This window comes from Rhodanobacter sp. UC4451_H18 (genome assembly GCF_052978225.1).
Genome location: NZ_CM129663.1, coordinates 1,124,937 through 1,137,580, shown reverse-complemented (window position 1 = coordinate 1,137,580; position 12,644 = coordinate 1,124,937). Strand labels below are relative to the sequence as shown.

Genomic DNA, 12,644 nt, shown 5'->3' with positions numbered 1-12,644 from the left:
CAAGGAGCGCTCAAGAGGAGCGATTTTTTAGCAGTCTGCCATCTCTGTGGTCGTTCCCCGGTTATCCCCCGACGCTGTCCGGGTTGGTGTGCACACAGCCCGGCTAGGGGAACGCACAGGTTTCTGCTCACGCGCAAAGCTTGTCCGTGACGTATCGGTTGAGGCTGATGCCTTGCTCCGCTGCCTGCATGGCGAGCGCCTTGTGGCGTTCCGGCGGGATGCGCACCTGGAACTTGCCCGAGTAGGACTTGGCGCTCATCGGCTCCGGCGGTGTTTCGCCATGGGCCTCCATGTCGCTGACGGTCTCACCGACCACGCGCACGATGCCCGCCAGTGCCTTCGCCTGGTTGCCGTGCAGCCATGACAGGCTCGGGAATTCGGCGCACAGGCCTACGTATTCGGCGTCTTCCGGGGACCAGATGACGCGGTAGGTGTAGTGACGAGCGTCCATCATTTGTCCTCCAACTTCTTGATTGCTTGCAGCACTTGCCGTACCTGGTACAGCTTGGCCTTCCCGGCGTCACCTTTCTGGATGTTCACGCGGGGATCGCCATGCCAAGGCGTCTTGTATACGCCATGACTTGTGCCTTCCTGCCTCGCTTTTCCGAAATGGTGATCGCAGACCTTGCAGAGGTCGATATAGGCCACGCTTTTCGGTGCCTGGCGCATCCGTTCGATCAGATCCGTGATCTTGTCCATGTGAAAAACATAGTATCAATAATGATACTGTTCAAGTAGGCCGCCGCGCATGGTTGTTGCCACGGTCATTCCGGACACGCTCGAGGGAATGCTGTCGCCGCGTTGACTTCGCTCCCCGGTGCGCCGGACTTGCCTGTTGCGAGGCAGCGCCTTACCGTGGCTGTTTCGCCGCACAACTCAAGGACCCTCCATGAAACCGTTGATTGCCGCGCTGTTGCTTGCGTTGGTGGCCTCACCCGCGCTGGCGGGCGGTGTCGTCGACACCACTTTTGCCAAGGCCCAGGGCTCGCACGCGTTCAACGTGCGCGATCTGGTGATGATGGATCGGGTCAGCGATCCGCAGTTGTCGCCGGATGGGCGCCATGCGGCGTTCAGCGTGCGCAGCACGGATTACGCGGCGAACAAGGGTGTCAACGCGATCTACGTGCTGGACCTGGAGCGCAAGGGTGCGCAGCCGGTGAAGGTGGTGGACAAGGGTTCGTCGGCGCGCTGGTCGGCTGATGGGAAGAGCTTGTACTTCGTGGCGCCGGCGAAGGATGTGGCGCAGCTGTGGCGCGTCGATCTGGGTGCGAACCCTTCCAGCCATGCGGCGCCGGTGCAGGTCAGCCATGCGCCGCTGGATGTCGTCGATTACAAGCTGTCGCCCGATGGGAAGCAGGTGTTGCTCTCTTATGAGGTGTTCACCGATTGCGCCACGTTGGCCTGCACCGAGCAGCGCATCGAGGCGCGCGCGAAGGACAAGGCCAGCGGCACCTTGTACAACAAACTGTTCGTGCGGCATTGGGATACCTGGGCCGACGGCCGGCGCAACCAGTTGTTCGTTGGAACGTTCGGCGCCGATGGCCAGCTGCCGGCCGAACCGACCCTGCTGAGCCGCGGCATCGATGGCGACGTGCCCAGCAAGCCGTTCGGCGACGCCAGCGAGTTCGCCTTCGCGCCGGACGGCAAGAGCGTGTATTTCGATGTGCGCATCGCCGGCACCACCGAGCCGTGGTCGACCAATTTCGATTTGTACCGCGTGCCGGTGGACGGCTCGACTTCGCCGGCCAACCTCACCGCCGACAACAAGGCCTGGGATGCGTACCCGGTGCCCTCGCCGGACGGCAAGACGCTTTATTACCTGGCGATGAAGACCCCCGGTTTCGAGGCCGATCGCTTCGCCATCATGGCGATGGACCTGGCCACCGGCGCCAGGCACGAAGTCGATCCGCGCTGGGATCGGTCGCCCGGCGGCCTGGCGATTTCCGCCGACGGCAAGACCTTGTACGCGACCGCCGACGACGAAGGCCAGCACCCGTTGTTCGCGATTGACCCGGCCAACGGCGAGGTGCGCAGCCTGTCCGGTGCCGGTGACGTGAACGCGTTTTCGCTGGCCGCCGGCAAGGTCCTGTTTGCGCGCGACGACCTGAAGCGGCCGGCCGACTTGTACCTGGCCAAGGCCGATGGGCGTGGCCTGAAGCAGGTCACGCATTTCAATGCCGAGGATCTGAAGAACGCCAGGGTCGGCGACTTCGAATTCTTCCAGTTCCCGGGCTGGAACAACGAAACCGTGCAGGGCTACGTGGTCAAGCCGATCGACTACCAGAAGGGCAAGACCTACCCGGTTGCCTTCATCATCCACGGCGGCCCGCAGGGTGCGATGAGCAATGGCTGGAGCTATCGCTGGAACCCGCAGACCTATGCCGGCCAGGGCTTCGCCGTGGTCACGATCAACTTCCACGGTTCCACCGGCTACGGCCAGAAGTTCACCGATTCGATTTCGGGCGACTGGGGCGGCAAGCCGCTGGAGGATCTGAAACTGGGCTGGAAGGCCGCGCTGGACAAGTACAAGTTCCTTGACGGCGAGCGCGCCTGCGCGCTGGGCGCCAGCTACGGTGGCTACATGGTGTACTGGATCGCCGGCGTGTGGAACCAGCCATGGAAATGCCTGGTCGACCACGACGGCGTGTTCGATGCGCGGATGATGTACTACGCCACCGAGGAGCTGTGGTTCGAAGAGCGCGAGAACGGCGGCCCGCAGTACGAGGTGCCGCAGAACTACGAGAAGTTCAACCCGATCGACCACGTCAAGGACTGGCGCGTGCCGATGCTGGTGGTGCATTCGGGCAAGGATTTCCGCATCCCGATCACCCAGGGCCTGGGCGCCTTCACCGCGCTGCAGCGCCGCGGTATCCCCAGCGAACTTCTCACTTTCCCCGACGAGAACCACTGGGTGCTGAAGCCGCACAACAGCGTGCAGTGGCATGACACGGTGAATGCGTGGTTGAAGCAGTGGACGGCAAAGGACGCACCATCGGGCGCGTCGAAGTAGCGTCGTAGGGCGGGCACTGCCCGCCGACGGTTCCCCGGTACGCCGATGGGCGGGCACTGCCCGCCCCACGCTTCGCTTCGCTTTTGTAGTGCGCGATGCCTTCCATCACGTGACGAAGAGCATCGCGCACAGGGTGCGCTCCTACACAGGTTTGACAGGCTCGTTGGCACGGACGCACCGTCCGGCGCGGCGAAGTAAGCCCCGTAGGGCGGGCAATGCCCGCCGGTGATGTCGCGGCACGCCGATGGCGGGCAGTGCCCGCCCTACGATCGAGCCGCATTTTTTGTAGGGGCGCACCGTGTGCGCGATGGTTACACGGGATGGGCAGGTTCGTCGGTGACGAGGCGTTGGAGCAGCTTGCGCACGGGGGCGGGCAGGCCGAGGGTGTCGAGGTCGCTGGTGCTGCACCAGCGCAGTTGCGCATCGTCGGCAACACGCTGCCGCGCGGTTGCCTGGTCGAACAGCAGCGGCTCGATATTCAATCGGTAATGGCTGAACACGTGGGTGAATGGCGCGAGCGCCTGGGCGTCGTCGATGCGTGCAAGTTGCTGGGCGATGCGCCAGGCGCCATCGGCATCGGCGGCTTCGGGGAGGCTCCACATGCCTGACCACACACCTTGGGGACCACGCCGCTCCAGCAGGATGCGTTGCCGCGTGTCACGCAGCACCAGCATGACCGTGGCGCGGGTGGGGACGGATTTGCCCGCCTTGCGCGTGGGCAATTGCGCAGTGCGGCCTTCGCGGAAGGCAACGCAATCGCCAGCCAGCGGACAGGCATCGCAACGCGGGTTGCTGCGCACGCAGACGGTGGCACCGAGATCCATGATGGCCTGGGTGTAATCGGCCACGCGGCGCACGGGTGTATGCGCCTCGGCATGCAACCACAGTTGCCTCTCGACCGCGCCGGTGCCGGGGTCGCCGTGGATGCCGTGGTAGCGCGTCAGCACCCGCTTGACGTTGCCGTCGAGGATGGGAAAGCGCAGCCCGTGCGCCTGCGCCAGGATCGCACCGGCCGTGGAGCGGCCGATGCCGGGCAGGGCGGCGAGGGCGGCGAAGTCGCGCGGCAGTTCGCTGTCGTGTTGCGCCACGCAGATCTGCGCGGCGCGATGCAGGAAGCGCGCGCGACGGTAGTAGCCGAGGCCCGACCACAGCGCGAGCACGGTGTCCTCGTCGGCGTTGGCCAGGTCGCGCAAGGTCGGCAGGGCGGCCACGAAGCGCTCGAAGTAGGCAAGCACGGTGGCGACCTGGGTCTGTTGCAGCATCACTTCGGACAGCCACACGCGGTAGGCGTCGCGCTGGCCCGGCGAAGTCTCCGACTGCCACGGCAGATCCTTGCGGCCGTGCCGGTCGAACCAGCGCAGCAGGCGTGCGGCCACGTCGGTATTCGTCATGGACCCTGATCTACTTCGCGGTCGCGGCGGCAGGCGTCGCGCTGCTGGATACGGTCGCCGGCACGTTGTCGCCGGCCCGCAGGGTCAGCCCTTCCACGTGCACGCCACCGGCGTCGATGCTGTCGAACTCGGCGTGTCCGCTGCCGGGCGGCACACCGAGTTGCGGTGCCTGCGGATCGCCCAGGCGACCCCACCAGCGCGCCAGTGCCAGCGGCGGCAAGCGCAGGTCGGCGTGGTTGCCGGGGCCGTCGAGTTTCAGCGCCAGCAGCAGCGGGTTGTCCTGGTTGGCGGGCGTGAGCGTCAGTGACAGGTCGTACTGGCCCGCGCCGGTGCGGTCGAGCTTGCCGGCCAGGCTGGCCGCGGCATCGGCTGCGCCGTGCCAGTGCGCACGGCCGTTCAGCGCCAGCGTCACCGCATCTTCCTGCGCCAGGTGCAGGCTGATGTTGTCCAGTTGCAGGGCGTTGCCCTGGATGCGCGGCGTCGCCGACAGGTGCAGCTGCCACGGCTTGCCGGCGACGAAGGCGTTGATGCTGAGCGGAAACGGCTGCCCGGAAACGAGGCTGCCGGCCCTGATCGAGACGTTGTCCAGCAAGACTTCATTGCCGCGCACCACGCTGCCGTGGGTGATTTCCACGCCGGTGTCGATGCGCGGGATGTTGAGCGGCGCCTGCTGTGTCTGCGCCGGCAGCGCGGCCATCCATGCCTGCAGGGCATCGAGGTCGACGCGCGGCGAGTCGATCTCCAGTTGCGAGATCACGGCGGGCCCGCCGAACAGGGTGTGCCACGGCAGCACCAGCCGGCCGCGCGCGGCGAGCAGGATCGGTGCGCTGGCGCCTTGGGCGTTGAGCGTGATGCCACGCAGGTCCAGCGCCGGCCGCGGGAACAGGCTGGGGCTGGCGGGGCTGGCCAGGTTCAACTCCAGCCCGGCGGCGCGCGCCTGGCTCTGCAGCATGGCGGTGAAGCGGTCGGGCTGCAGCAGCAGGTAAACGGCGGCCACCACGACGAGCGTGGCCGCCACGACCACACCGCCGAGCACCGTTGCGATCAGGCGCAGTCGGCGCGACACCGGATCAGCCCCGCCAGCCGGCGTCAGCCATGGTCTCGAACCTGGCCGAGGTTGGCGGGCAGCAGGCCGTCGACGAAGGCCTCGGCCTCGAACGCGCGCAGGTCGGTGGCGCTTTCGCCCAGGCCCACGAAACGGATCGGCAGGCCGAACTCGCGCGCCAGCGCAAACACCACGCCGCCCTTCGCGGTGCCGTCGAGCTTGGTCACCACCAGGCCGGTGACGCCCACGATCTGGCGGAACTGGCGCACCTGGTTGACCGCGTTCTGTCCGGTGGTGCCGTCGATCACCATCAGCACTTCATGCGGTGCGTCGGCGTCGAGTTTCTTCAGCACGCGGGCGATCTTGCCCAGTTCGTCCATCAGGCCACCCTGGGTGTGCAGCCGTCCGGCGGTGTCGGCGATCAGCACATCCATGTGGCGCGAACGCGCGGCCTGCAGGGCGTCGAAGATCACGCTGGCCGAATCGGCGTCCTGGCCCTGCGAGATCACCGGCACCGCGTTGCGCTCGCCCCAGGTCTTGAGCTGCTCGACCGCGGCGGCGCGGAAGGTGTCGCCGGCAGCCAGCATCACCGCATGCTTTTCGTCGCGCCACCTGCGGGCCAGCTTGCCGATGGTGGTGGTCTTGCCGGCGCCGTTGATGCCGACGACCAGCACCACGAAGGGTTGTCTGTCGCGTACGTCCAGCGGCTGCTCGACCGGCTTGAGCAGCTCGATCAGCGCCTGGCGCAAGGCCGCCAGCAAGGCCGCGGCGTCGGCGAACTCGCGTTTGTGCATGCGCTTGCGCAGGCCATCGACCAGCGCGCTGCTGGCTTCGACGCCGACGTCGGCGGTGATCAGCACGGTTTCCAGCTCGTCGAGCAGGTCGTCGTCGAGCTTCGGGTTGCGCACGAACAGCGAACCGAGGCTGCGCGAAAACACGCTGCCGGACAGGCGTTCGCGCCAACTGCGCTTCGGCGGCGCTTGGGCGGGTTCTTCCGCCGGCGCCACGAAGCGCTCGGTGTCGCGGCGGGTGTCCTCGGCCGAGGGCATTTCCGCCAGCGCCTCGCGCAGGCCCGATGCCACGGCTTCCGGCAGGCCCGCGTCGACCGCCGCATCCGGCGCGGCAGGCGGCACTTCCTTGCCGTGGGCATCCGTCTCGGCGGATTTTTTCTTCCAGAACTTGAGCATGGCCGGGGCGATTCAAAGACAATGGCCGGCATGCTAACACCCCGACCCGTACTCCCAGCTGAGGGCCCGCGCGCGTGAGTGGCGGGCGAAAACCGTCGCCTGGCCAGGTGCGCATCATCGGCGGCAACCTGCGCAATTCGCGCCTGCGGGTGCCGGAACTGCCCGGCTTGCGGCCGACCCCGGCGCGCGTGCGCGAGACCGTGTTCAATTGGCTGGCGCCGATGATCGCCGGTGCGCGCTGCCTGGACCTGTGCGCCGGCACCGGCGCGCTGGGCATCGAGGCGTATTCGCGTGGCGCAGCCAGCGTGCAGTTCGTCGAGCGCGACGCGCAGGCGGCGCAGGCGCTGCGCGCGAACCTGGCGCGGCTCAAGCTGATGTCCGCGGTGGTCACCACCGCGGAGGCGGCGACTTTCCTGCGCGGTCCGGCGCAGCCTTGCGATCTGGTCTTCCTCGACCCGCCGTTCGCGCTCGACCTGTGGGCGCCCTTGGCCGGGCAACTGGAAGCGGGCGGCTGGCTGGCGGCGCAGGCGCTGATCTACGTCGAATCGCCCCGCGCCGGTGTCCCCGGGCTGCCGCCGAACTGGTCGTTGCATCGCGAGGGACAGGCCGGCGAGGTGCGTTTTGCGCTCTATCGGCGTTCGCTTCCGTCAAGGCAACGCTGATCAAGTATCGCCGCCGTCATGATGACTGGAAGGTCCGCAGGTGGTGCTGCGTGGCGCCGGCAAGACTGGCTGTCTTGCCAAGCCGCGCGGCATCGCCTGCGGGCCTTCCAGTCATCACCTCATCATTTCAGATTCAACACGTTGAGGCCCACCCTCTCTGTTCGCACACCTTCGGTCCGCCGCCTCGACAGACGGCCAGTCTGCCTTCGTCGACGGCCCTGTGGTCTGCGAACAGAGAGGGTGGGTGACGGTGGTGATACTTGAGCAGCGTTGCCTTAAGCTAAGGGTCACACCGTCGTCGGCGACTGCATGCCTTCCGTGAGAAAAAATCTGGGGAATCCCCGCCTGGCCATCTATCCGGGCACCTTCGACCCGATCACCAACGGCCACGCCGATCTGGTGACGCGCGCCGCGTCGCTGTTCGACCGGGTGATCGTGGCAGTGGCGGACAGTTCCACCAAGGGGCCGCACTTCAGCATCGGCGAGCGGGTGGCGCTGGCGCGGCTGGCGCTGGCCGACCTGCCCAACGTGGAGGTGCGCGGCTTCGATTGCCTGCTGGCGACCTTCATCGGGCAGGTGGGTGCCGGGGTGATCATCCGCGGGCTGCGGGCGGTGTCGGATTTCGAGTACGAATTCCAGCTGGCCAGCATGAATCGGCATCTGATCCCGCAGGCGGAGACCTTGTTCCTGACGCCGGCCGAAGAATACAGTTTCATCTCCTCGTCACTGGTGCGCGAAATCGGCCGCCTCGGCGGGGACATCTCCGGCTTCGTGCATCCGGCCGTGCAACAGGCGATGCGCCAGCGCTGGCAGAAGTCGCTTCATCCATCCAACCAGCAACCCGAAGCAGAAGGTGATGACCATGCGTAAATTCGTTCTCATTGCGGTTGTCGCGCTGAGCGCTTGCCTGGGCCTGAGTGCCTGCAACAAGCAGGGCGACGACCAGCAGGCCCAGGAACAGGTGCAGAAGGCGCCCAAGCCCACCGACGTCAATGACGCCAAGGGCTGGAATGCCTATCTCGGCCAGTTGGTGCAGGCCAACCTGCAGGGCATGAAGGCGCCGCAGCCGTATGCCTACATGGTCACCCCCGGCCTGACCGAGGACCAGCAGGCGCAGAACGCGCGGCAGTTGCAGGGCGTGCAGGACACCGTCGCCCGCGGCGTGCTGCCGGGCAACCTGCTTGCCTTCGGCGGCCCCAGTTCCGCGGCGACCTCCGAGTTCGTGATCGACGCGTTCAAGAACGCCAACCCCGGCTCGTTCAAGGACGTGATCGTGGTGTTCATCGGCGACAAGGCCGACGAGCAGAAAGTGACCGACGCGCTGAAGCCCACCGGGGCGACATTCCGTTTCGTCGAAATGTGATGAGGCGGGAGTGAGAAGCGAGGAGTGAGAAATGAGAGAGAGCATGGCGAGGTCCTGCCTTCTCTCGTTTCGCACTCCTCTTCACTCACTCCTGGCTTGCCCTCATGTCGCTCAAGATCCTCGACTCCTGCGTCAATTGCGACGTTTGCGTACCGGCGTGCCCCAATCAGGCAATTTCGCTGGGCGAGGAGTACTACGTGATCGACCCGGCGTTGTGCACCGAGTGCGTGGGCCATCACGACGAGCCGCAGTGCGTGGAGGTGTGCCCGGTGGAGTGCATCATCGGCGACCCCGACCATGTCGAATCTCCGGCCCAGCTTGAGTTGAAGTATCGACACCTGATGAGCAAGGAGTCCGTGGCATGAGCATCTCCTTCGATTGGCGCGCGCTGGCGCTGGGTCTGTTGCTGAGCGGTACCGCCGGCCTTGCGCCGGCGGCTTCGGCGAAGCAGGCGCCGCCGGCCGCGCCCGCCGCGCAGCGGCCGGGCCATGCGGCGATCGCCAGCGCGAATTTCCTGGCCACGCGCGCCGGCCTGGAGGTGTTGCGCAAGGGCGGCAACGCGTTCGATGCGGCGGTGGCGGTGGCTTCCACGTTGTCGGTGGTGGAACCGGAGAGCTCGGGCATCGGCGGCGGTTTCATGGCCGTGCTGCACCGCGCCAGCGATGGCCGCAACGTGTTCATCGACGCCCGCGAGACGGCGCCGGCGGCAGTCGATCCGAAGGATTACCTGAAACCCGACGGCAGTCCCAACCGCGATACCGCATTGACCGGCCCGCTGTCCGCCGGCATCCCCGGCGAGCCGGCCGGGCTGGCGCTGCTCGCGAAGGATTACGGGCGGTTGTCGCTGCAGCAGTCGCTGGCGCCGGCGATCCGCATCGCGCGCGACGGCTTCGTTCCCGATCCGCGCCTGCATGGCGCGATCGTCTCCGAGCAGAAATTGCTCGCGCGCTGGCCCGCCTCGGCCACGAAGTACCTGGTGAACGGGCAGCCGCCGGCCGAGGGCGCCACCTGGCGCGATCCGGACCAGGCCCGCACGCTGGAGGCGCTCGCGCGCGAGGGCCACGATGGTTTCTATCGCGGCGAGACCGCGCGCAAGCTGGTCGACGCGGTGCGTGCGGCCGGCGGCAACTGGACGCTGGCCGACCTGGCCGCGTACCAGGCGAAAGAGCGCACGCCGATCAGCGTCGACTACCGCGGCTACCAGGTCATCACCGCGCCGCCGCCGTCTTCCGGCGGCGTGGCGATCGCCGAGATCCTCAACATCCTGTCCGGCTACGACCTGACGAAGATGGATGCCGCCACGCGCGTGCATTACGTCGTCGAGGCGATGCGGCGGGCGTTCCGCGACCACAACGATTACCTGGGCGACCCGGATTTCGTGAAGATGCCGCTGGACATGCTGCTGTCGCCGTACTACGCCGACGGCCTGCGCCAGAGCATCCTGCCCGACCGCGCGACGCCCTCCTCGATGCTGCCGCGCGCCGAGCCGGCCGATGCAGGCATGCACACCACGCATTTCTCCATCATCGACGCCGACGGCAACATGGCCGCGGTGACGCTCACCGTCAACACCACGTTGGGCTCTAAGTTCGTCGCCGCCGGCACCGGCGTGCTGCTCAACAACGAGATGGACGACTTCGCGCTGGTGCCGAACAAGCCGAACGTCTACGGTCTGCTCGGGAGCAAGGCAAATGCGCCGGTGGGCGGCAAGCGCATGCTGTCGTCGATGTCGCCCAGCATCGTGATCGGGCCGGAGCGCACCATGGTGATCGGCTCGCCCGGCGGCTCCACCATCATCACCCAGGTGCTCGAAGGCATCCTGCATTTCATCGACGGGCAGGGCGCGCAGCAGATCGTGGCGCACAAGCGCTTCCACCATCAGTACCTGCCCGACGTGGTCATGACCGAGCCGCAGGCATTCGATGCGGGCACCGAGGCGGCCCTGACGAAAATGGGCTACGTCCTGAAACAGCGCGAGCCGTGGGGGTTCATGAACGTGGTCACCTGGGATCGCAAGACCAACCAGCTCGACGCCGCCAGCGACCCGCGCCGACCGTCGGGCCTGGGCCAAGTGCAGTAGGCGCCGGCATGGAGCATTCCGCCTTGCATCCCGCCTGCTCGTCGCCGCCGGTGCGGTGCCCCTGATGGAGCTGGGCAAGGGCATGTCCTGGCGCCTGCTGGCATTGAACGTCATCGGCGCCCTGCTGGTGATCGCCGGCATCGGCCTGGAGGCGCTCAACGCCAGCAGCCTGATCGATTTCCGCCAGGCGTCCGTCCGGCACGGCGGCGAGGCGATCGAACTGGGCGCGGATGCGCTGCCGCAACCCGGCCAGCACGGCTACATGGCACGCCTGGCCGGGACGCCACGCGTGGTCGAGGCGCCGCACGACCCGGAGTTCAACCAGACCGCCAATACACCCGTGCTGGTGCGGCATGTCGAGATGTTCCAGTGGCGGGAGATCAGCATCGGCGGCAGCGTCCACTACGAACTGGACTGGGTCGACCAGCCGGTGGATTCCAGTCGGTTCCGCGACGTTCGCGGGCACGTCAATCCCGGTCGTTTCCCGATCGAAAGCAAGCAGTTCGACGCCGGACTGGTGCAGATGGGCGGCTTCAGGCTCGGCCGCGTGCTGGTGCACGCCTTGCCCGGTTCGGAACTGATCGAACCCGACCCGGCGGCGCTGCCGCAGAACCTTGCCGTCACCTTCAGCCGTTATCAGGATTACCTGGTGACCAGCGCCCATCCTGGCGATCCGCGCCTGGGCGACCTGCGGGTGAGCTGGAGCGCCGTGCCGCTGCAGCAGGTCACCATCGTGGCACGCCTGGATGGCGCCCGGCTGGAAGCGGCCGCCGATGCTCCCGATGGCAAGGGCTACCAGGTGCAGGTCGGTGACGTGCCCTTGCTGGCGCTGTTTCCCGACCTGCCGGTGCCGCCGCAGTACGTGACGCTGTGGCGGGCTCTCTCCGTGCTGCTGGCGGCGCTGGGCGCACTGGCGCTGCTCGCGGCCCAGGGGCGCCGCCGTGACCCGCTGCTGGCGCTGGGCCTGGGTTCGATCGGCGTGGGCGCCGTCGCCAGCGTGTTGTGGCTGGGGGGCGAGAACGCCCACGTGCTGGGCGGCTGGGTGGTGGTGACCCTGGTCGGCGTGGCGCTGTCGGTCTGGTGTCTGCGCCGGCAAGATCACTGACTTGGACCCGTTCACCCTGGGCGCAGGCCGAAGGCCGCACGCGGAGAATGGCCATGGACAGCCACAGTCCTGAGGAGCGAGGAAGTCGAAGGGCACGCCAGCGACGGGCTTCCCGATAGGCGCCGCTTCGACTCCGCCCGCTGCGCGGGCTACGCTCAGCGCGAGCGGTCGGACATCGCGGACTGCCTTTCCGCACCGTCGTGCTCGATGAACCACAGCCCCGCGAACAGCTTCGGGTCGATCGAGTAGCCCTCGGCCGCGCGCGCGAACAGCCAGGCGCCGGCCTCGCGCCGCGGCACCTCGTGCACCACGATGTTCTCCGTCTCGTCGCCGCCACCAGGGCCGATCTTCTGCAGGTCGCGCGCGCGCACGAAGGCGATCATCTCGGTGCTCATGCCCGACGACGACGGGCCGCGGTGGATGAACTCCACGCTGGCGCAGCGGTAGCCGGTCTCCTCCTCCAGTTCGCGTTGCGCCGCCACCAGCGCGCTTTCGTCGGCCTGGTCGGCCAGGTCGCCGACCAGGCCGGCCGGCATCTCGATCGTGTTCTGCAGGATCGACACGCGGTACTGCTCGACGAACAGCACGCGGTCTTCCGGAGTCACCGCCACGATGATCACCGCGCCCGCCGGATTGTTGCGCTCGGCGTACTCCCAGCGGCCGCGTTTGCGCAGGCTCAGCCAGCGACCCTCGTACAGGGTTTCCACCGGTGCGCCGGCGTCGGCGGGAATGGGGTGGGCGGTGTCGTTCATCGGTGCTCGCAGGTCCGGGCTGAAACATCCATGGTGGCCCGTCGGGCGT

General features: G+C 67.4%; 13 protein-coding genes. 7 read left to right on the top strand and 6 right to left on the bottom strand.

The features are described from left to right. Positions 1 to 127: 127 nt before the first annotated feature. Both ACVCMG_RS05370 and ACVCMG_RS05365 read right to left on the bottom strand, forming a co-directional pair. On the bottom strand, positions 128 to 451 hold the full coding sequence (locus ACVCMG_RS05370) for a type II toxin-antitoxin system HicB family antitoxin (protein ID WP_447115049.1): 324 nt from the start codon (positions 449 to 451) through the stop codon (positions 128 to 130). Further along, entirely contained in the window at positions 451 to 699 is a 249-nt protein-coding gene (locus ACVCMG_RS05365; protein WP_447115048.1) for a hypothetical protein, read from the bottom strand. The genes ACVCMG_RS05370 and ACVCMG_RS05365 overlap by 1 nt, the downstream gene beginning before the upstream one ends. A 190-nt stretch (positions 700 to 889) precedes the next feature. Between ACVCMG_RS05365 and ACVCMG_RS05360 the strand changes: the two genes are divergently transcribed. After that, on the top strand, positions 890 to 3,010 hold the full coding sequence (locus ACVCMG_RS05360) for a prolyl oligopeptidase family serine peptidase (protein ID WP_447115047.1): 2,121 nt from the start codon (positions 890 to 892) through the stop codon (positions 3,008 to 3,010). Between the two features lie 311 nt (positions 3,011 to 3,321). Here the strand turns inward: ACVCMG_RS05360 and mutY are convergent, their stop codons facing one another. Genes mutY through ftsY form a run of 3 tightly spaced genes read right to left on the bottom strand, consistent with a single transcriptional unit; the run spans position 3,322 to position 6,633 of the window. Then, positions 3,322 to 4,401, bottom strand: a complete 1,080-nt coding sequence (gene mutY / locus ACVCMG_RS05355; protein WP_447115046.1) for an A/G-specific adenine glycosylase — start codon at positions 4,399 to 4,401, stop codon at positions 3,322 to 3,324. A gap of 10 nt (positions 4,402 to 4,411) precedes the next feature. Beyond that, entirely contained in the window at positions 4,412 to 5,467 is a 1,056-nt protein-coding gene (locus tag ACVCMG_RS05350) for an AsmA family protein (protein ID WP_395117146.1), read from the bottom strand. A gap of 23 nt (positions 5,468 to 5,490) precedes the next feature. After that, entirely contained in the window at positions 5,491 to 6,633 is a 1,143-nt protein-coding gene (gene ftsY / locus ACVCMG_RS05345) for a signal recognition particle-docking protein FtsY (RefSeq protein WP_447115045.1), read from the bottom strand. Positions 6,634 to 6,707: 74 nt separating this feature from the next. On the opposite strand from ftsY, the gene rsmD reads away from it, so the two are divergent. The 6 genes from rsmD to ACVCMG_RS05315 all read left to right on the top strand — a co-directional run bounded on the left by rsmD (position 6,708) and on the right by ACVCMG_RS05315 (position 11,843). Further along, positions 6,708 to 7,295 (top strand): 16S rRNA (guanine(966)-N(2))-methyltransferase RsmD, encoded by a 588-nt coding sequence (rsmD, locus tag ACVCMG_RS05340; RefSeq protein WP_447115044.1) that lies wholly within the window; start codon positions 6,708 to 6,710, stop codon positions 7,293 to 7,295. Positions 7,296 to 7,604: 309 nt separating this feature from the next. After that, positions 7,605 to 8,165 carry a pantetheine-phosphate adenylyltransferase gene (gene coaD, locus ACVCMG_RS05335; RefSeq protein WP_395117152.1) on the top strand — a complete coding sequence of 187 codons (561 nt, stop codon included), beginning with the start codon at positions 7,605 to 7,607 and terminating at the stop codon, positions 8,163 to 8,165. Further along, entirely contained in the window at positions 8,158 to 8,658 is a 501-nt protein-coding gene (locus ACVCMG_RS05330; RefSeq protein ID WP_395117154.1) for a hypothetical protein, read from the top strand. Before coaD ends, ACVCMG_RS05330 begins: the two co-directional genes overlap by 8 nt. Positions 8,659 to 8,762: 104 nt before the next feature. Beyond that, positions 8,763 to 9,023 (top strand): YfhL family 4Fe-4S dicluster ferredoxin, encoded by a 261-nt coding sequence (locus ACVCMG_RS05325; RefSeq protein WP_395117156.1) that lies wholly within the window; start codon positions 8,763 to 8,765, stop codon positions 9,021 to 9,023. Next, positions 9,020 to 10,738, top strand: a complete 1,719-nt coding sequence (gene ggt / locus ACVCMG_RS05320; protein ID WP_447115043.1) for a gamma-glutamyltransferase — start codon at positions 9,020 to 9,022, stop codon at positions 10,736 to 10,738. The genes ACVCMG_RS05325 and ggt overlap by 4 nt, the downstream gene beginning before the upstream one ends. A gap of 64 nt (positions 10,739 to 10,802) precedes the next feature. Further along, on the top strand, positions 10,803 to 11,843 hold the full coding sequence (locus tag ACVCMG_RS05315; RefSeq protein WP_447115042.1) for a TMEM43 family protein: 1,041 nt from the start codon (positions 10,803 to 10,805) through the stop codon (positions 11,841 to 11,843). A 155-nt stretch (positions 11,844 to 11,998) separates the two neighbouring features. On the opposite strand, the gene ACVCMG_RS05310 is transcribed toward ACVCMG_RS05315, so the two are convergent. Beyond that, positions 11,999 to 12,595 carry an NUDIX hydrolase gene (locus tag ACVCMG_RS05310; RefSeq protein ID WP_447115041.1) on the bottom strand — a complete coding sequence of 199 codons (597 nt, stop codon included), beginning with the start codon at positions 12,593 to 12,595 and terminating at the stop codon, positions 11,999 to 12,001. Positions 12,596 to 12,644: the final 49 nt, after the last annotated feature.